Origin of the sequence: Prevotella sp. 885, from assembly GCF_002265625.1 — a bacterium.
Lineage (GTDB): Bacteria > Bacteroidota > Bacteroidia > Bacteroidales > Bacteroidaceae > Prevotella.
Genome location: NZ_NOVE01000020.1, coordinates 34,654 through 53,006 on the forward strand (window position 1 = coordinate 34,654; position 18,353 = coordinate 53,006).

Genomic DNA, 18,353 nt, shown 5'->3' on the forward strand with positions numbered 1-18,353 from the left:
GCCAGGACGAGCCTGACTTTTAGCATCATACACCTATAAGAAGAATAGTTGCTATGAGAAAAATCAGATTATTATCAATGGTTTCATCTGTATTTTTAGCAATGTCCGCATGCCTTTACGGTGCCACATTCGCCAATAATACTATTAACAATAAAATAGCTTTCGGCTTAACAGCAATGATTCTATACGCCATACTGATGGCCATACCCTATTTGAAAGCAAAACGATAAACAGACTTCAGCATGATACATTAAGATGACAAAAGAAACGTCCTGCAAAGGCAAAGGCATCTCGTTATGATACCTTTTGACCTTTGCAGGACGTATTGTTTATTATACTTTTCTGCCGTTCGCTTACAGCTTTATCTTCTTCTTCGCTCCCGTGCTCTCATTGCTGAGACGGTCGAGAGCGGTCACCACGTAAGTGTAGCGTGTACTGCCGTCTACGAAAGGCAGCTTGATGAATTCGTCTGAGGTTATTGCCACTATTCTTGCGGGATTCTCAATGTTGACCTTCTCGCCCGGCGAGAAACGATAAACCACATACTTCTTTACCTCATCATTCCATTTCTTTCCCTTCGGCTTTGTCCAGAAGAGGATGAGTCCGTCTTCGGTCCATATCGGCTTGAGCTTCTTGGGCTTCTTCGGTGCGCCACCGTCAATGAACGGCATGCGTGGCTGGAGAGCAGGATAACGCCAGTATTTCTGGCGCAGCATGGTTCCATAATTGCCTACATTATCAACAGCAGCCTTGGCATACCAAAGAACGGTGCCGTCAACATTTGGAAGACTGGAATGCAGAGCATACTTAGCCGGCATCTGATTGATCTTAGGATTGTCCACGTCAGCAAACTTAGCCGTGCGCTCCACATCCTCGCCGATAAACAGCGGGCGTGCAGAAGCATAACGGTTCCACCATTCAATGAGCGTCTTATAGTCGGCTGCCTTATGACCAATCTGCCAATATATCTGCGGCACATTATAATCCACCCATCCGTTGTTCACCCAAAGAAGTACGTCTGCGTAGAGGTCGTCATAGTTCTGGGTGCCGTTAGTATTGCTGCCTATCTCCACACCAGGACGCTTGTTGCGATAAATGCCGAACGGCGATACGCCGAACTTCACCCAAGGCTTCAGTGCATGTATGTGCTCTGAAACCTGCTTTATGAAGACGTTGACGTTGTCGCGTCGCCAGTCGCCACGGTCGCGTATGCCGTTGTTGTAGAGAGCATACTCCTTGTCATCGGGAATGTTAAGTCCTTTGACGGGATAAGGATAAAAATAGTCGTCCATGTGTATGCCGTCCACATCGTAACGCTCCACGATATCGCCTACCACGCGGCAGATGTAGTCGCGGTTCTCGGGCAGTCCGGGATTGAGGATGAAGAGTCCGTCATAAGGGAACACCCATCCCGGATGCTTCATCGCCACATGCTTTGGGTCTAAAGCTGACGTGGTCTTTGTCTTGGCACGATACGGATTAATCCATGCATGCAGCTCCATGCCACGCTTGTGACATTGCTCAATCATCCATTGCAGCGGATCCCAGTAAGGCGACGGAGCCTTTCCTTGCTGTCCTGTAAGGAAGCGGCTCCACGGTTCGATGTCGCTCTTATACAGCGCATCACACTCTGCCCTGACCTGAAAGAAGATAGCGTTGACGCCGTCCTTCTGCAGCTCGTCGAGCTGATAGGTAAGTGTCTGCTGCATCTTCTGTGTGGACATTCCGATGAACTGTCCGTTTACGCATTGTATCCAAGCCCCGCGAAACTCTCTCTTCTTCGGCACATAACTGTCAGACGCAGCCTTTACGGCTATGCTGATCATAAACAGCGCCACAAGAAGGAGAACTCTCGATATGGTCTTTCTAATCATATTCAAATATAAAATAAAGTCTGTTTATTTTACTACAAACTTCTTACCGTTCTGTACGTATACGCCCTTTGCCATACCCTTCTTTGCGTTCACGACACGCTGTCCGTTAAGGTTGTATACTGCACCTGAGGCATTTGTGGAAGCATTGTTGTCTGTTATGCCATTAATGCCGACGGTCGTGGAGTTATAGATGCGGACGTTATCGATGGCAAGATGGTATGCCTGCTTAGCGTTATACTTCCATGCAAAATACACCGGCGTAACGTCATCAACGAAGCACTTCGTCACGTCATAAGCCTTGTGCTGCGGTCTGCAAGTCTCACCCTCAGCAAGATCGGCAGGAATATAGCCCTGAAGATTGCCATCAATCTCACCCCAATCCTCTGCATTATACGAATAGTAGACACCAGCCTCCGATTTCTTTCCGCTCATAGCATAGTCCATATCGAACTCGAGAGTGACGTAAGGACCGTCTGCCGAGTTGCGGAGGAGAGGCGGCGTGTCGAGTGTGGTAAATACGTTGAGGAATCCTGTGGCTGAAGCATTGACGGAAGCAAAGCATCCGCTGAATCCGCCACCACTTACCGGCAACTCATACCAGTTATCGAAGCGCCAGAGATAGTTGTCCTTCATTCTTCCGTCCACCTTTTCAACAGTCCAGTTGGCAGGCTTCATATCGCCGTCAAAATTCTCCTCGAACGGCAGTCTGTAATTAGGCTTTACGCCATATTCCACCTGTATTGTAGCCGGCACAGAAAGGACTCCGTCTGCATAAAGAGCCTTCACGCTGTAGTCGTAACTTCCCTCCGGTGCGTTTGCCTCAGAGAGAGTTGTTGCTGTAGTCTCGCCTATCTTGTCGTTTCCTCTGAATACCACGTATTTCTCCACTGCATTCTCAGAAGGTTTCGGTGCTGTCCAAGCAAGATTAAGCGTTCCGTCCTCTGAGCGATCGGCTGTGAGATTGTACGGCGTAGGGCGGGTTCCGAGAGCAACTATATCACCAACCGGCTCAGACTCTCCATCCGGATTCTCATATACGGCGGTCACGGTGTACGTATAAATACCCTTTGACAGACCAGTCTGGCCTACGCTGGTATCCTCCAGCCATCCTCCGAACAACGCTCCATTGGCATAGGCATTATAATAGATTGGCTTGCGCTCGCCTTCGGGAGCATCCCATGTGAGCGCTACGTCATACTTGCCGGTCTCTTCATCCTGCTTGTATGTCACGCGGACATTAGAGGGAGGATTTAGTGTAGCCTTCTTAATCTCTACGTCTATCTTTGCAAGCGGCGATGTAAGATCCTCTGACAACGACACAGCCTGTACGGCATACTGATGAACGCCGGCTGTCTTGTCAGACGTATCGGTGAAGGTGAGTGAGTGAAGGTTCTTAGCAATGCGCTTGTTGTCGAGATATACGTTATAGCAATCAGCTGGTGCCGGTGCCTTTCTTGGCTTGTAAGGACGTGCCACCTTCTTTCCTGTAGGAACAAAATTGCGGTATGTAGGTCTGTTGCCAAGCGGACGAACAGACGGACTGTGCGCAGGATCGGCAGCAGTCGTAGTGCCCGCGTCAAGCAGACGTACATCGTCGATCACCCACGAGAGATAGAGTCCTGACTCTGTATTCTCCGTATCGCTGAGCGCCTGGAAAGCCACAATGGCTTCACCGTCAGCGTTGTCGCCAAGATAAAGCGACACGAGCTGCCATCCGTCCGAACCGTTGCTGTCGTAGCGGGCGTCCCAAATAACCTCCCATGTCTTGCCTCCGTCATGGCTGACCTTCACATAGTAATGGTCAGGGAAACCTTCGTCCTCACCCCATGTCAGTACCTTTGGGTCTATGTAAGTATAGAACTGAACATAACGGGCACCTGCCTTGACAGGCATTACGAGCCATTCGTTCTGCACAGCCGACGAACCGTCTGTATGAGGCGCTGCATCATCAAAGAACAAAGCTGCACTGCGTTCGCCGGAATGAATCCACGACTCCCATCCCTCAACATTCTCCTTAATCTCTTCCGTCGGGAAAGAGAACCATGAGAAGAGGTTGTCATACGTGTTAGTACGGGTCTGTGACCATCCATCCTGCGGGAAGCCAGCCTCCTCAAATCCCTGCTTATAGAGCGTGTCCGAAACAACGTCACGCTGCCATGTCAGCGTCACCTTATTATAATCAGCTACTGCCTTGAGATTGGAAGGTGCAGAAGGGTCGTCCTGCGCCTGAACGAGGGCAGGAGTAAGCACTACCGCTGTGAATGCGGCAGCTTTCAACCATTCAATGGCTGTTGGAGTGTAAAAAAATCTCTTCATAAAAATGCCTGTTTAAAGTATTATTATTTCGATGTATGTTAATAGTCTTGTTTATTTTGTCTTGCCTCCGTCAGCCGATACTTTCTTTATGACGCTGTAGGCGCCATAGAGTCCCAGCTCGCCTGCCTTGCTAAGGTCGGCGATGCCTTCCTGTCTGTTGCCGGCAGAGATACGTGCCAAGCCGCGATTATAGAAAGCCTCTGCGAGGCGAGGATCGATGGCGATAGCTCGTGTGAAGTCGTCTATTGCAAGCGTATAGTCCTTATTATAAAGGTAGGCGCAGCCACGGTTATAATAGAGATACTGGTTGTCGTGGTCGAGCTTGATGGCGTCCGTAAGGTCTGCCACCACGGACATAAACGTAAGATGTGCGCCACCTGCGCCAACCGTCAAGCTGTTCTTCGGCGAAGACGACTGAAGCGAAGCCGAGGCATCGAACACGCCCTTCATCATCTTACAGTAAGCACGCTGCCAAAGGGCAAGCACGGAAGCGGAATCAACTGAGAGACATGCCGTAAGGTCAGCAATGGCGTCGTCATAGTTCTGAGCCACACTTTCCAACACAGCACGCGTAAGCAGAGCCGTAGCCTCGCTGCCAGCGCGTCCGTTGTTAATGGCAGTGGTCAGCGAATCTATCGAGGCAAACGTCTTGCGGGTGGCGTCAGCCGAGAGCTGATGCGGAGCGCAGTTTACAAAAATAGTCACGCCACGACCTTTGCCGTTTCTGTTGAAAGCCTCCACTTCCTGTGAGAAAGCGTTGTAATTTCGCACATCGCCACGCTGCGCCATGCTCGAGAGCGCAAACATAGGAAGTGCTGTAAGATTGGCGGCACGGTCCTGCACACGTCCACGGTAGTCGCTCTTATACTCGCGCTCCGGTGTATTGCTGTCCGCCACCACCATCTGGTTATATTTATCGGGATCGATTTCGCTTCTGCGGCGCATCTGGCGCTTCTTGGCATTGCTCCAACGCGGTTGCACTCCGATGTGCTTGTTCATCTGAGCCTTCAGGATGCGGAATTCGTCAAGTTCCGCCTTAGCTGTCATGCCAAGTCTACGATAGCAGTTGGCACGGCGCGACAGACCTGTCCAGAAGTTCGGAAACTGCTCTATCATACGTGTATAGTCGCGTATGGCAGCTCTGAGATTGCCCGTCTTGTCGAGAAGAATGGCACGATTGAAGATGGCAAGCACATTGTCCGGCTCCATGCGTATGACGAAGTCGAAATCGGTGATGGCACGATTGTCGTCGCCAAGCTGCATACGCAGAAGGCCACGGTTGTAATGTGCGAGAAAATTCTGTGGGTCGAGGTCGATGGCTGTATCATAGTCAGACATAGTACCTCGAAGATTGTTGAGATTATAACGTGCAAGTGCACGGTTGACGTACGCCGCCACGTTCTTCGGCTTTAGGTGTATGGCCTTGCTGAGGAAAGTGTCGGCGTCCTTCCAGTTGCTTCGCGATAGGCTTATCATGGCACGCTGTGTCCATGCCTCCGCGTCATAGGGGTCGATTTCGAGACTGCGGTCGAGCCATTTGTCGGCACTTGTGGTATCCTTCTCAGCCAGATAAATCTGTGCCTTCAGCGAATAGGCACTCGCAAACTGCTTCCATTTCACGACTATAGTGTCAAGGTCGAGCTGCGCCTGTGCATAGTCTTTCTGCTCCACACGGCAGAGCGCACGGTTATACCATGCCGCCTGGTTCTGCGGATTAAGACATAAAGAATGGTCATAGTCGCCGATAGCGTCAGCATAGCTGTTCTGGCGAATACGGCACAGACCGCGCAACTCATACATGTTGGCGATATAAGGATTCAGACTGATGGCGTGTGAGAGGTCACTCTCGGCTCCTGAATAGTCGTCGAGATAATACTTGGCAAGGCCACGAAAAAACCAAGGCTCATAAAGGTATGGCTTCGCCGTGAGCACTTGGTTGAAATACTGTATGGAAAGCACATAGTCCTCATAATAGAGAGCGCTCCTTCCGGACACCATTAGCCGGTCGGTATTGAATTGTGCCGCAGCCTTGTGGGGCACAAACATGGCTATCATTATAAGGACTATGAGATGCTTCATGAATAATCTTTTACGTGTAATTCAAGGGAATTCTTACTTTCTGGGAAGGCGGGTGCGGTATGCGCAGCGGAACTTTCCGAGCAGCAGGTTCTTCAGCTTTCCGCGGATAAGCTGGCGGCGCATCGGTGAGATGCGGTCAATGAACATCTTTCCCCCAAGATGATCAAACTCGTGCTGCATGACGCGTGCGAGGTAACCCTCCACCCACTCGTCGTGCTCCTGGAAGTTCTCATCGAGATACTTCACGTGGATGCGTGTCGGTCTTGTCACGCTCTCGTGGATGCCGGGCAGTGAGAGACAGCCCTCCTCCATCGTTTCCTTCTTCGAGTCTTCATCATACTCGAGGATGTAAGGATTGATAAATGCGTGACGATAGTCCTTGTATTCGGGCAAATCCTCGCTGAGTACGTCAAGGTCGATAATCACAAGGCGGATGTCGAGACCAATCTGCGGTGCGGCAAGTCCGATGCCGTCGCTCTCCTTAAGTGTCTCGTACATGTTGGCAATAAGCGTCTGCAGTTCCGGGTAGCTGGCGTCAATGTCCTGTGCTTCCTTACGCAGTACGGGGTTGCCGTAAGTATAAATCGGTAAAATCATGTTTCGTTCTAAAAAAATGCAGTGGGCAATTATTCCATGGCTGTTATTCAATACCATGGCTGTGTCTTGCCTCACAGTCCCTTCGTACGAAGGTAGTCTTGAAGAATAATGGTGGCACTTATCTCGTCCACCAAAGCTTTGTTCTGACGTGCCTTACGTCCTATGCCGCTGTCGATGATGGCCTTATGCGCCAATACCGACGTGAAGCGCTCGTCGAAGAACTCTATGGGTATCTGCGGTTTCTGCTTGCGCCATTGAGCCACGAACTGCTTTACGCGTGCCAGGTTTTCGCTTGGCTCGCCATTGAGCTGTCGCGGTTCGCCGATGACGATGCGTTCCACGTCCTCGCGCTCCACATAGTCGCAGAGAAACTTCATAAGCTCACACGTAGAAACGGTCGCCAATCCGCCCGGAACAATCTGGAGCGGATCGGTGACTGCTATACCTGTGCGCTTCTTTCCATAGTCGATAGAAAGTATGCGTGCCACTATATTATAATGTATATATACTGGTATGTTTACGTCTTACTTCTTATAGAGAAGCCATGCGTCGGGGAACTGTCCGCGCAACTGGTCGCGTGACTGAGCAGCCTCGCTCTTTGTAGCGAATGTAGTTGCTACTACGCGATAGAGATTGCGCTCTGAGTTGTAGACAATCTGACCCTGCAAGCCCTGTCCGTTCAGACGGCTCTGGAGTCCCTCTGCGTTAGCCTTAACGCCGAACGATCCTACCACAACGCTGAAGTTGCTGAGACCGGGACCGCTGATCAGCTGGAAGTCCTCTGTGCGTACAGTCACATTGTCCGTATTGTCGATAACAGTTGTCTCGTTGGCAGGTTTCTCCACGAGCGGAGCCACAACGGGAGCCTCCTCCTGTACCGGCTGCTCAGCAGGCTGCTCCTGCTTTGCCTGAGCCTTGAGATATGCCTTCTTATATGCGCTTTCCTTAGAGCCTGAGCAACTTGCAAAAGCCAACACTGCGCAGATGCCTGCGCACAATACCATACTTTTCTTCATATTCCTGTTTTGATTATTGTTGGGTTTATATTTATTTAGTTCTTGACATGTATTTATAATACGTTGCGAAATTACAAAATATATCATAATTATCACCTCTAACGCCACATAAAGTTTGTTAAATCAACAATTATAGGTTTTTGACAAGACGAAAGATTAAATAAAATACAAATTAACAAAAAATAAAGGCACGATCCTTTGCTAATTGAAATATAATTGCTATATTTGCTTTCAGAAAGATAAGATATTACTATAACTTTAAAACATTAACAACATGAAAGCATTAGGTTACATTGGAGCATTCCTCGGCGGAGCTATCGCCGGTACAGCATTAGGTATTCTTTTGGCGCCCGAAAAGGGTAGCGAGACACGCACTAAGATTGGTGACGCTGTTGACGACTTCTGCAAGAAGCACAACATCAAGGTCAGCCGTAAGGAGATGGAAGACCTCGTGGACGACATCCAGGACGCAACTGACGGCGACAACGCATAAATCATTATTCCTCATTCACTGGCTAAATGTTCTCGACAGACAAAAACATAGAGACCATAGCGCAGCTTATTGAGGCCATAAGGCATTACATCGGGCTTCGTACTAAGTATATGAAGCTCGATGTAATTGATAAGATAGTGCGCTTGCTGACAGCCTTCATCATGGTGGGGCTGTTGCTTATCCTATTGTTTCTTGCGCTCATCTATTTGTCGTTTGCCACTGTTTATGCGCTGCAGCCCATAATGGGCATGGCAGCCGCTTTCGCATGTGTGGCTGGCGCCTATTTCTTAGTGCTCTTGCTGTTCGTGGTGTTCAGAAAGAGATGGATAGAGAGACCACTTGTCAGATTCCTGGCAAGCCTGCTTATGCAGGAGTAACAACACATTCAAGAACAATCATTCATCCTTCCAAGTCAAATTTATAAGAGATGCAGAATACAGACACCAGCCCTAAGACGAAGAGAGAGTTCCGCTCTCTTTCCGATATCGTGGCATACAAACAGCAGCTTCGCGAAAAGATTGACAAAGACGAAGAGACGATAGCGTCTAAGTGGAACGACCTGTTCCACAAGGAAGAAGAGGAGCCACGCAACCGTGCTCAGAAACTGGCACGAATGGTAAGCCTTGGCACCGGTGTCTTCGACGGCGCTTTGTTGGGCTGGAAACTATACCGCAGATACCAGGAAGGTGCTTTCCTCTTCGGAAACTTCGGAAAGAAAAAGAAGCGCAAATAACACTCCCCACCCAAAAGATGCCTACGATTGTAAGCATCTAACATTCTATCACCTCTCCGTCATAAGCCAAGCTTACGCCTTCGGGCATTCGCTTTGACGCCTCTTCGTAAAGCCCGATGTGATGACAGACGTGCGTTATATAGGTACGCTTGGCTCCTATGCGACGCGCGAAGCGGACGGCATCGTCGACGAGCTGATGAGAATGATGTTCTTTCTCGAAACGCAAGGCATTCACAACGAGCGTCTCCACTCCTTCCAGATATGGCAATTCGCCGTCGCCGATGGTCTTCATATCCGTGATATAGGCGAAGCTTCCGATGCGGAAACCGAGTATAGGCATCTTGCCATGCATCACCTCAATGGGCATTATCCGCAAGTCGCCCACGCTTAACGGTGCGTGAGGCGTTAGGGTGTGAAGCTCCAGCTTTGGCACACCGGGATAGAGATGGTCGCCGAAACAGTAAGGCATGATGTTGCGCACGTGACTGCAAGTCTTGGCATCGCCATACAGACGTATCGGACCGAAGACGGAGAAGGGGCGCAAATCATCGATGCCACCCACATGATCATAATGGATGTGCGTTAGGAGAATAGCATCAAAGGGCTTGAAAGGTAGCGGCTTAAGCTGCTGACGGATGTCCGGACCACAATCAATGAGCACACGCGTGCCACTCTCCGACTCCACCATTACCACACAGCGCATACGCTTGTCACGCGGATCTTGGCTGCGACAAACCTCGCACTGGCATCCCAACGAAGGCACACCACCCGACGTACCCGTACCAAGGAGCGTAACACGAAGACGCTGATTTCCCTCTTTTACGTTATCTTCCATTACAATCTTTTCCGTTTTTTATTCCTTACTTTTTGTTTATTCCATGCTGATCACTCCCTACAGCGTCACCACCATGCCCTCACTTGTTAGCGAAGATTCGGCAAACACTTCTTTAGCCTGCTGCAGGAGCACGTCTTCCGTGTTATACTTCGAACTGTAGTGACCGAGCAACAGGCGTCCTACGCCGGCATCCCGTGCCACCATAGCTGCCTGTCGAGCTGTGGAATGAAAATACTTCTGCGCCTTGTCCTCGTCCTCATCGGCATAGGTAGACTCATGATAGAGGCACGTCACGTCCTTCAGCCTGTCGGCAAGACCTGGCAGGTAGCACGTGTCGCTGCAATAGGCATAGCTGCGTGGCGGGTCTGCAGGACGTGTGAGGCGACTGTTTGGTATTACATTGCCCTCCTCGTCGATCCACGAAGCACCGTTCTTTATGTTGTTTATCTGCGATATCGGTATACGATAGAAGTCAATCATGTCGCGACGTATATGCGGCAATGTCGGCTTCTCGCGGAACAGATATCCGGCACATGGGAGGCGATGCTTCAGCGGTATGGTCTCGACGGTAAGACTGCGGTCCTCGTATACCACCTCCTGACGCGACGTGTCGACAGCATGAAACTTTATCTCATAGTCGAAGTCGTTGCAGAATGTGGTGAGGAGCGTGTCAAGAATGGGGCCAAGTTCCTTCGGTCCATAGATGGAAAGTGGCATGGTACGTCCGAGCAGTCCGAAGGACGACAGCATACCGATGAGTCCGAAGCAATGGTCGCCGTGTATGTGACTGATGAATATCGCCATCACCTTGTTGAATCCCACTCGTGATCGGCGCATCTGAGTCTGCGTACCCTCGCCACAGTCTATCATAAACTGCTTCTCACGTATCTCCACCACCTGCGACGACGGATTGTGACGCAATGTGGGCAAGGCGCTGCCGCATCCAAGGATATGAACTTTAAATGGTTCCATAAGATTTATTATTTCTGACGCTTGAAGAGGAAGATGCCGCGTGCGTTCTCTATAGCCAGCGAGTCTGCTCCAAGGTTATCAATGGCAAATGTGTCTCTGTTAAGGAGCAGCTGTCCGTTAAGAATCTTCCATGATGTCCACGGATTGGTCTCCGCCTTGACATTCGAGCGTACGGTTCCGCCCTCCTCTATCTCGAAATTCTTGTCCAAGCTGGTCCAGTGACCGAGCAGCGAGGTGACGTTTATGACACGGTCAGCGAGCATCTCGCCCTCCACTTTATGTCCTGTCACCGCCATCTTGTCACCGCTCATCATGCCACCCACTACTGTGGTGACCGGACCAGACGACAGTCCGCCGTCCAAGTCAGCCTCAGCATCCAATATGGTATACGTAATGGTGTCGCCAGCATCGGTTATGAGTTCCAGCGAGTGCATGGACGTGCCATCGCCACAAACTCCGTATACTGTAGAGTCAGCCACCACCTCTTCGTCATCCACAACCGCCTGCGACTTTTCCTTCTTGACGTTACAACCGGCAAGAAACACTACGGCGGCTGCCATCATAAACAATCTGAACTTATTCATAACTAATCTGTTTTTTTATTCGTTAATCTTCCTTTTTCTCATGAGCTTTTGCCTCGTTCCAAAGTTCGTCCATTTCGCCGAGCGTCATGTCCTTCAATGGCTTGCCCATGCGTATGCTATGCTCTTCGATGTAGTTGAATCGGCGTATAAACTTCGTATTGGTCTTCTCAAGAGCTGTGTCGGGATTTATCTTATACAGACGTCCGGCATTGATGAGCGAGAAGAGGAAGTCGCCAAACTCCTCAGTTGAGCGTTCGCGGTCTTCACGTCTAAGCTCAGCCTCAAGTTCGCCAAGTTCCTCGCGAACCTTTCCCCATACGTCGCCCTTGTCTTCCCAGTCGAAGCCAACGTTGCGTGCCTTGTCCTGTATGCGGTAAGCCTTGATGAGCGCCGGCAATGCGTCGGGCACACCTGAGAGCACGCGCTTGTTGCCGTCCTTCTCACGCAGCTTTATCTGTTCCCAATTCTCTATAACCTGCTGTGCCGTCTTCACCTCCTCCGACGTGTCCTGCTCCTCAGGCTTCTCGCCGTAAGGCAGCGGCTTCGGATCGGGAGCGCCCACCTGCGAAGGATGATAGACGTGCGGATGACGGAAGATGAGCTTGTCCACCAGCTTGTTGCAGACATCAGCAATGTCGAACTGTTCCTTCTCCTGTCCTATCTTGGCATAGAAGCATACGTGCAGCAGCACGTCGCCAAGCTCCTTGCAGATATTGGGTTGGTCGTCCTTCATGAGGGCGTCACACAGCTCGTATGTCTCTTCTATGGTGTTGGGGCGCAACGACTCATTGGTCTGCTTTCGGTCCCACGGACATTTCTCGCGCAACTCGTCCAGAACGTCCAGCAGTCTGCCGAAAGCCTTCATTTTTTCTTCTCTTGTATGCATTGTCTCTTTTATGTTTACCTATTTATATAATAAATGCAAAGCAAAGGTAAGCATAATATTTCACTATACCGAAAAACTGACGGAATATTTGCCCCGACTATTTATTGTTCGTAACTTTACACCATCAAAACAAAATCTGAAACCACAACAACTATGGAGAAAACAGATAAGAATGTTGCGCAACTTACCGACGACGAGATTCTCGAAGGTTTCCGCAACGCCAACGAACATATTGTCAAAGAATACTTCTACGGCTACTGCCGCGTGGCTTACTGCATATACGACCGACGTTATGATCTGCAGTACAAGCCAGGCATGGACTTCTATTCGCTTGCCCATGAGTATTACCTCGCGCTCTGCCGGCATGACTTCCGTCAGTTGGAGGACCGCAAGACATCAATGTCGCTCAAGACATGGATGGTCAACGGGTTCCGCTTCCTGGTGCTCGACAAGCTAAAGGGGCTGAAGAAGGAGCAACGGAAGGAAAGCTTGGAGGAGCGCATGGGCAATACACGCATCAACTTCGACGTGCAGGACGATGTGTTTGCTGGAGATTTCCGCAACACCATCGACGAGATATGCCACATCTATTACGGACGCGACAGCAAGAACTCCACATCCTTCAGATGCTTTTCGTGGAGGGATTTAAGGGAAAGGAGATCGCGCAGCAGCTCGGCATCAGCCAACCTGCTGTCACCGAACGCTATAACCGCATGATGCACGACGTGGTGGTGCCATACTTCAAGCGCTATTACGTGACAAACGAATACGGACTGTCCATGGAATGCGAAGCTCCCAAATGCTCGGCTCCGAATCTCGGACATGTTATGTACGAATATTGCAACTTTATACATACTGATATGGAAGACATCAAGAAAGGACGCGTCACTCCCAACTGGATTGACAATTTACAGGAAAACGAAGTGTTTGTATTTGGCAGCAACCTTGCCGGTATGCACGGCGGCGGCGCTGCCCGCGTAGCTCATCGACGTTTCGGAGCCATAATGGGTAAGGGTGTCGGCATGCAGGGCAGAAGCTATGCCATTCCAACCATGCAGGGCGGCACCGAAACCATCCGTCCCTACGTGGACGACTTCATCGCCTACGCCAAGGAACATCCCGAGCTGACGTTCCTCGTAACGCCAATCGGCTGCGGCATTGCCGGCTTCGAGCCAGAGGACATCGCACCACTCTTCAAGGAAGCTTGCAATGTCAGCAACATCTGGCTGCCGGAAAGCTTCTGGAAGGAGCTGGATTAAAGCAAGTTGAGAGTTCAGAGTTGAGAGTTGAAAGTTATGATATGACAAGAATTCTCAATATTCAACTCTCAACTTTCAACTCTGAACTCTCAACTTGACAAACTCTCAACTCTAAACTCTCAACTGAGCTATTCTTTGTCGAAGTATTCGCCCGTCGGCATGCTTTCTCCCAACGCCACGCAAGCACTATAGCGCATGCGCGACTTTTTCTCACGGGCGAACATTTCCTTCGTGCCCTCCTCGTTTTCCTCGAACATCAGGTGATTGTCGATGCCCATGTCCGTTGCCATTGCCTCCACGTCGAGGTTATCGGTGCCGATGAAGGTGAACGTCCATCCCTGCTTCTTCAGTTTCTCAATGAGATTCTTTATCATGCCAAGATTATACTCCTCGCTGCAGTTCTCCTCGCCGTCCGTGATGATGGTCACAAGAACGTTGTCGTCCTCCGTTGCCTGGGCGTTAATCTTCGCGATGCCCATGCCGATGGCGTCATAGAGCGGCGTTGCTCCACCCGGACAATAATCGCGTGCGCCAAGACTGCGAGCGTCCGCAGCTGCCACGTTGTCATAGAACAGCTTCTTGTGTGTGCTGTCGAAGGTGATGAGCGTCACGCGCTGCTCGAGGTCCTGGTGCGCTTTCTCTATCTTGCGGATTGTCTCAAGTGTTTCGTTGATGCCCATCAATGCCTGCTTGCGGATAATCTCCATGCTGCCACTCTCGTCCACCACCAAAAGATTGAATACTCTTTTCATAATTCTTCTTGTTTTTTAGTTGTTAATATATTGTTATCTTTCGTATTATTCATGTCCTTTTCCGACATGCTTTATCTATTATAAGAATTATGGAGGCTGAAAATTAAGGTGGACTATCAATTTTTTTTCTATTTCCATCAAAATATCTAACTTTGCACCGAAATGGAAACAGAAGAAACAAAACAGAACCAGACAGCGGCTCATGCCAAGACAGCCTCAGTAAGCGACATGACCGTAGGCTCACCGTTACGACAGATCACCAAGTTTGCTCTGCCGTTGATATTGGGCTACATCCTCCAGCAGATGTATCTCGTTATTGACGCTGCCATCGTAGGACGCTGGATTGGCGTCGGAGCGCTGGCTGCCGTGGGTGCCTCATCCTCCATCATGTTCCTCGTTATGGGATTCTGCAACGGAGCTTGCGCAGGATTCGCCATCCCCGTGGCGCAATCGTTCGGTGCGAAAGACTATAGCAAGATGCGCCTCTATGTTGCCAATGCCGTGCGCATTTCGGCAGTTATGGCAACGGTGGTGACGCTGCTCTCGCTGATGTTCTGCCGTCGGATTCTGCAGATGGTCAACACACCCGCCGACATCTTCCACGATGCTTACATCTTCCTTATACTTCAGTTCGCAGCCATACCGCTGACATTCGGATTCAATCTCTTCTCAGGTCAGATACGCGCCCTCGGCAATTCGCGCCAGCCTTTCTACTTCCTTATTACATCGGCAGTGGTGAATGTGCTGCTCGACGTTGTGCTAATCCTCGGTTGCGGTCTTGGCGTGGCAGGAGCCGGCATAGCCACATGGCTGTCGCAGGCGCTCTCCGTAATATTGTGCCTGTGGTATATCCGCAAGCACATGCAGCTGCTCATACCGAAGGGCGACGAGCGACGCTTCGACAACAAGCGCACGAGCATCCTGCTCAACAACGGCGTGCCAATGGGACTGCAATTCTCCATCACCGGCATCGGCATCATCATGCTCCAGAGCGCCAACAATGCCCTCGGCACCACCTGCGTGGCAGCATTCACCGCCTCAATGCGAATAAAGTATCTCTTCACTTGCGTCTTTGAGAACATCGGAGTGGCAATGGCAACTTACTGCGGACAGAACCTCGGAGCACGTCGCATGGACCGTGTCACCAAGGGCGTAAAGGACGCCATAACGCTGATGCTCATCTATTTTGTCTTCACCTTCGCCATCATCTATCCCTTCGCCGACTGGATGATGCGTCTCTTCGTTGACAGCGGCGAGGCAGAAGTGGTAAGCCGCGCAGCACAGTTCATGCGCATCGCCAACTACTTCTATCCTGCCCTCGGCTTACTCACCATCCTGCGCTATTCCATCCAGGGTCTCGGTTTCAGCAATCTCTCCATGCTGAGCGGCGTAATGGAGATGATAGCCCGCTGTGGCGTAAGCCTCTGGCTCGTCCCAGCACTGGCATGGACCGGCGTCTGCTTAGGCGACCCCGTAGCCTGGTGCATGGCAGACCTCTTCCTAATCCCCGTCTTCCTTTGGGTGCAGCAGAGACTGAGGAAGCAGACAAAGGAATAGGAACACCGACACCCATAACACGCTCTCGTCACCATCAAAGAAGAACCAAGGATTATTTATAGGGTTCAGGTTCCTCGCAATATGCAGTTCGCCACATCAATGACTATCAGTGCATGCCCCAGCCTCTTCCCACTACGGGCTGGATAAACAAGCTCATGTCGGCACATTGCTCTGCATTGCTAAGCATGGGCAAGTCGATATCACTCCCTTCGGAGGATTTGTCAAGAATCAAGAAGTTTGTCTTCCACTTTACTGCCCTATATACATACGTTTCACTCGGTGGCTCCAATGGTTGTGCTGACCAACTCACTAATTGGGACGGAACACAGAAGTTGGGGTTAGGAGCGCCATCAAAAAAGAAACCACAAGGTTTATCCAGATAATGACAATGAGAGGCGATTTGTAGCAATCAGCACTACAAATCACCTCGAATCACAGAAATGTGATGCCAAAAGTAAAGATTTCCAATTATTTATTCTTTCGTCCGAATAAGATTCCTTACTTTTGTGGTCAATAAATGACAATTCCGTCAAAAGAAAGTCTATTGGTTTAATCTAACCTCTGAACAACCACATTGGAAGATAACACCAAACAGCCTTTAACGGCTAACGCTTCATTGTATAATGGGCAGCCTACCGACACAGGCTCATCGTGTCCAAGTGCAAGATTTACCTCTTGTACGCCCTCCGTTTCGGATAATGTCAGAGATGAAATGATTTTGCAATATAAAAAATATCTAAAACAAAATGCGTATGCAGATTATTTTGACAAGAAAAGATGCTGAAACAAAACTGAAGGAAAAATTTGGCATAGAGCATTTCTATGATGAACAGTGGAAGTCTATCGAACGAATACTTCGAGGAGAACGAATCCTAATGATAGAACGTACAGGATTCGGCAAATCGTTGTGTTACCAGTTCCCTGCCACAGTATTTGATGGAGTTACGGTTGTCTTTTCTCCACTGATAGCTCTAATGCGTGATCAAGTTAGAGGATTGGTGAAAAAAGGCATTCCTGCAGCTTATATTAATTCAGAGCAGTCGCATGAGGATAATCAAGAAGCTATTCGACGTGCTAAAAACAATGAAGTAAAGATATTATATATAGCACCCGAAAGACAGGAGAATGACGAATGGATAGAAGCTACTCGTCACATAAAGCTTTCAATGATTGTAATTGATGAAGCACACACTATTTCTGTTTGGGGTCATGATTTTAGGCCATCGTTCCGCAGGATTATTAATTTAGTACAGTTCCTTCCGAAGAACTTACCTGTCCTTGCTACTACTGCAACCGCAACAGAAAGGGTTCAACATGATATTGAACAACAGATAGGTGGACAATTGACTACAATCAGAGGAAGCCTTGTGCGACCGAACTTTGCTCTGCAAGTAATAAAGGTTATGTCTGAAGATGAAAAAATGATATGGTTGGCTCAAAACATTGGCAAATTAGATGGTATTGGCTTAATATATACAGGCACACGTATAGCCACAGAAACTTATGCGAAATGGCTTCAGTTTGTCGGAGTCAAAGCTATAGATTATAATGCAGGTCTCGATGCAGATACAAGAAGGTCTATAGAGAGTGGCCTAATGCAAAACAAATGGAAGTGTGTAGTATCAACCAATGCTTTAGGTATGGGAATAGATAAGCCTGACATTCGTTTTATCATACATACTCAAATTCCAGCATCACCTATTCACTACTATCAGGAGATTGGACGTGCGGGACGTGACGGAAAACCTACACGTATAATATTGTTTTACAACGAAAGTAAAGACAATGGAAGAGAAGTGCCTACAGACTTAGTACTTCCTCTTTCATTCATAGATGGTGCTCGTCCGTCAATAAAAAAATATCAAAAGGTCATAGAATTATTAAAAGAAGAACCTCTGTCTGAGAGAGAAATCCTAAAAAAGGCTAATCTTAAGCAAACTCAAGCAAGGGTGATTAAAGCAGATTTGATAGATCAAGGAATCATCAACGAGGTTATCTATGGCAAAACAAAGAAATATGAATACCAATATAATGCCCCGGTCCTAAATACAAAATATTTTGAGGAGCAGAGAGAAGCAAAGCTGAATGAACTTCGTTCTATGGAACAGTATATATATACTGATATGCCTAGAATGAAATACTTATGCAAGTTTCTGGATAGTGACGAGCAAATGGATTATAGAAATTGCGACAACACAAATTTAGAGAAAATTCACGTAGTTACGTCACTAGAGCTAATGAAGAAACTTGAGGATTTTAGAAATACATTTTTCGGCTCATCCGATAAAGTCCGTGGCATCCCTACCCAAATATATCAACGATACATGATAGATTTTCCGTAAAGATGTTTACCTTTGCTGTATGAAAAATGATGTCAGCATTAATATGTACAAGGGACTT

Annotated in this window: 20 protein-coding genes; 9 read left to right on the top strand and 11 right to left on the bottom strand. The window is 49.0% G+C overall.

Going from position 1 to position 18,353, the window contains the following annotated elements; translation table 11 throughout:
- The first annotated feature begins 53 nt into the window (after positions 1–53).
- Positions 54–230: a hypothetical protein gene (locus CHL74_RS15775; protein ID WP_176452201.1), complete on the top strand. Its 177-nt coding sequence runs from the start codon at positions 54–56 to the stop codon at positions 228–230.
- 123 nt (positions 231–353) lie between these two features.
- Here CHL74_RS15775 and CHL74_RS07840 read toward each other — a convergent pair whose 3' ends face one another.
- The 6 genes from CHL74_RS07840 to CHL74_RS07865 form a co-directional block, all read right to left on the bottom strand.
- A complete protein-coding gene (locus tag CHL74_RS07840; RefSeq protein ID WP_094880610.1) occupies positions 354–1,826 on the bottom strand; it encodes a glycoside hydrolase family 10 protein in 1,473 nt (490 codons plus the stop codon).
- Positions 1,827–1,898: 72 nt separating this feature from the next.
- Positions 1,899–4,190, bottom strand: a complete 2,292-nt coding sequence (locus tag CHL74_RS07845; protein WP_141241268.1) for a fibronectin type III domain-containing protein — start codon at positions 4,188–4,190, stop codon at positions 1,899–1,901.
- Between the two features lie 51 nt (positions 4,191–4,241).
- Positions 4,242–6,269 carry a tetratricopeptide repeat protein gene (locus tag CHL74_RS07850; protein WP_094880612.1) on the bottom strand — a complete coding sequence of 676 codons (2,028 nt, stop codon included), beginning with the start codon at positions 6,267–6,269 and terminating at the stop codon, positions 4,242–4,244.
- Positions 6,270–6,302: 33 nt separating this feature from the next.
- Entirely contained in the window at positions 6,303–6,866 is a 564-nt protein-coding gene (def, locus tag CHL74_RS07855; protein ID WP_094880613.1) for a peptide deformylase, read from the bottom strand.
- 71 nt (positions 6,867–6,937) lie between these two features.
- Positions 6,938–7,354 (bottom strand): Holliday junction resolvase RuvX, encoded by a 417-nt coding sequence (gene ruvX, locus CHL74_RS07860; RefSeq protein WP_094880614.1) that lies wholly within the window; start codon positions 7,352–7,354, stop codon positions 6,938–6,940.
- A 36-nt stretch (positions 7,355–7,390) separates the two neighbouring features.
- Positions 7,391–7,882, bottom strand: coding sequence for an SPOR domain-containing protein (locus tag CHL74_RS07865; RefSeq protein ID WP_094880615.1), 492 nt, complete (start codon positions 7,880–7,882; stop codon positions 7,391–7,393).
- A gap of 274 nt (positions 7,883–8,156) precedes the next feature.
- On the opposite strand from CHL74_RS07865, the gene CHL74_RS07870 reads away from it, so the two are divergent.
- Genes CHL74_RS07870 through CHL74_RS07880 form a run of 3 tightly spaced genes read left to right on the top strand, consistent with a single transcriptional unit; the run spans position 8,157 to position 9,108 of the window.
- Positions 8,157–8,375 carry a YtxH domain-containing protein gene (locus CHL74_RS07870; protein ID WP_094880616.1) on the top strand — a complete coding sequence of 73 codons (219 nt, stop codon included), beginning with the start codon at positions 8,157–8,159 and terminating at the stop codon, positions 8,373–8,375.
- Between the two features lie 26 nt (positions 8,376–8,401).
- Positions 8,402–8,752: a phage holin family protein gene (locus tag CHL74_RS07875; RefSeq protein ID WP_094880617.1), complete on the top strand. Its 351-nt coding sequence runs from the start codon at positions 8,402–8,404 to the stop codon at positions 8,750–8,752.
- 50 nt (positions 8,753–8,802) lie between these two features.
- Positions 8,803–9,108, top strand: coding sequence for a hypothetical protein (locus CHL74_RS07880; RefSeq protein WP_094880618.1), 306 nt, complete (start codon positions 8,803–8,805; stop codon positions 9,106–9,108).
- Between the two features lie 37 nt (positions 9,109–9,145).
- Here the strand turns inward: CHL74_RS07880 and CHL74_RS07885 are convergent, their stop codons facing one another.
- Genes CHL74_RS07885 through mazG form a run of 4 tightly spaced genes read right to left on the bottom strand, consistent with a single transcriptional unit; the run spans position 9,146 to position 12,385 of the window.
- Positions 9,146–9,943 carry an MBL fold metallo-hydrolase gene (locus tag CHL74_RS07885; RefSeq protein ID WP_094880619.1) on the bottom strand — a complete coding sequence of 266 codons (798 nt, stop codon included), beginning with the start codon at positions 9,941–9,943 and terminating at the stop codon, positions 9,146–9,148.
- A 57-nt stretch (positions 9,944–10,000) separates the two neighbouring features.
- Positions 10,001–10,915 (bottom strand): ribonuclease Z, encoded by a 915-nt coding sequence (locus CHL74_RS07890; RefSeq protein WP_094880620.1) that lies wholly within the window; start codon positions 10,913–10,915, stop codon positions 10,001–10,003.
- An 8-nt stretch (positions 10,916–10,923) separates the two neighbouring features.
- A complete protein-coding gene (locus CHL74_RS07895) occupies positions 10,924–11,499 on the bottom strand; it encodes a hypothetical protein (RefSeq protein WP_094880621.1) in 576 nt (191 codons plus the stop codon).
- A 22-nt stretch (positions 11,500–11,521) separates the two neighbouring features.
- The gene (mazG, locus tag CHL74_RS07900; RefSeq protein ID WP_094880622.1) at positions 11,522–12,385 is read right to left on the bottom strand and encodes a nucleoside triphosphate pyrophosphohydrolase; all 864 of its coding nucleotides are present in this window, start codon (positions 12,383–12,385) and stop codon (positions 11,522–11,524) included.
- A 153-nt stretch (positions 12,386–12,538) separates the two neighbouring features.
- On the opposite strand from mazG, the gene CHL74_RS07905 reads away from it, so the two are divergent.
- On the top strand, positions 12,539–13,102 hold the full coding sequence (locus CHL74_RS07905) for a hypothetical protein (RefSeq protein WP_094880623.1): 564 nt from the start codon (positions 12,539–12,541) through the stop codon (positions 13,100–13,102).
- A gap of 143 nt (positions 13,103–13,245) precedes the next feature.
- Positions 13,246–13,644, top strand: coding sequence for an A1S_2505 family phage non-structural protein (locus CHL74_RS07910; protein ID WP_094880631.1), 399 nt, complete (start codon positions 13,246–13,248; stop codon positions 13,642–13,644).
- Positions 13,645–13,772: 128 nt separating this feature from the next.
- Here CHL74_RS07910 and CHL74_RS07915 read toward each other — a convergent pair whose 3' ends face one another.
- Positions 13,773–14,396: a vWA domain-containing protein gene (locus tag CHL74_RS07915; protein ID WP_094880624.1), complete on the bottom strand. Its 624-nt coding sequence runs from the start codon at positions 14,394–14,396 to the stop codon at positions 13,773–13,775.
- Positions 14,397–14,624: 228 nt separating this feature from the next.
- Between CHL74_RS07915 and CHL74_RS07920 the strand changes: the two genes are divergently transcribed.
- From CHL74_RS07920 to CHL74_RS07930, 3 genes are all read left to right on the top strand, one after another.
- The gene (locus CHL74_RS07920) at positions 14,625–15,953 is read left to right on the top strand and encodes an MATE family efflux transporter (protein WP_254923248.1); all 1,329 of its coding nucleotides are present in this window, start codon (positions 14,625–14,627) and stop codon (positions 15,951–15,953) included.
- Positions 15,954–16,066: 113 nt separating this feature from the next.
- Positions 16,067–16,336 (top strand): hypothetical protein, encoded by a 270-nt coding sequence (locus CHL74_RS07925; RefSeq protein WP_141241269.1) that lies wholly within the window; start codon positions 16,067–16,069, stop codon positions 16,334–16,336.
- Between the two features lie 363 nt (positions 16,337–16,699).
- Positions 16,700–18,295, top strand: coding sequence for a RecQ family ATP-dependent DNA helicase (locus CHL74_RS07930; RefSeq protein WP_094880627.1), 1,596 nt, complete (start codon positions 16,700–16,702; stop codon positions 18,293–18,295).
- Positions 18,296–18,353: the final 58 nt, after the last annotated feature.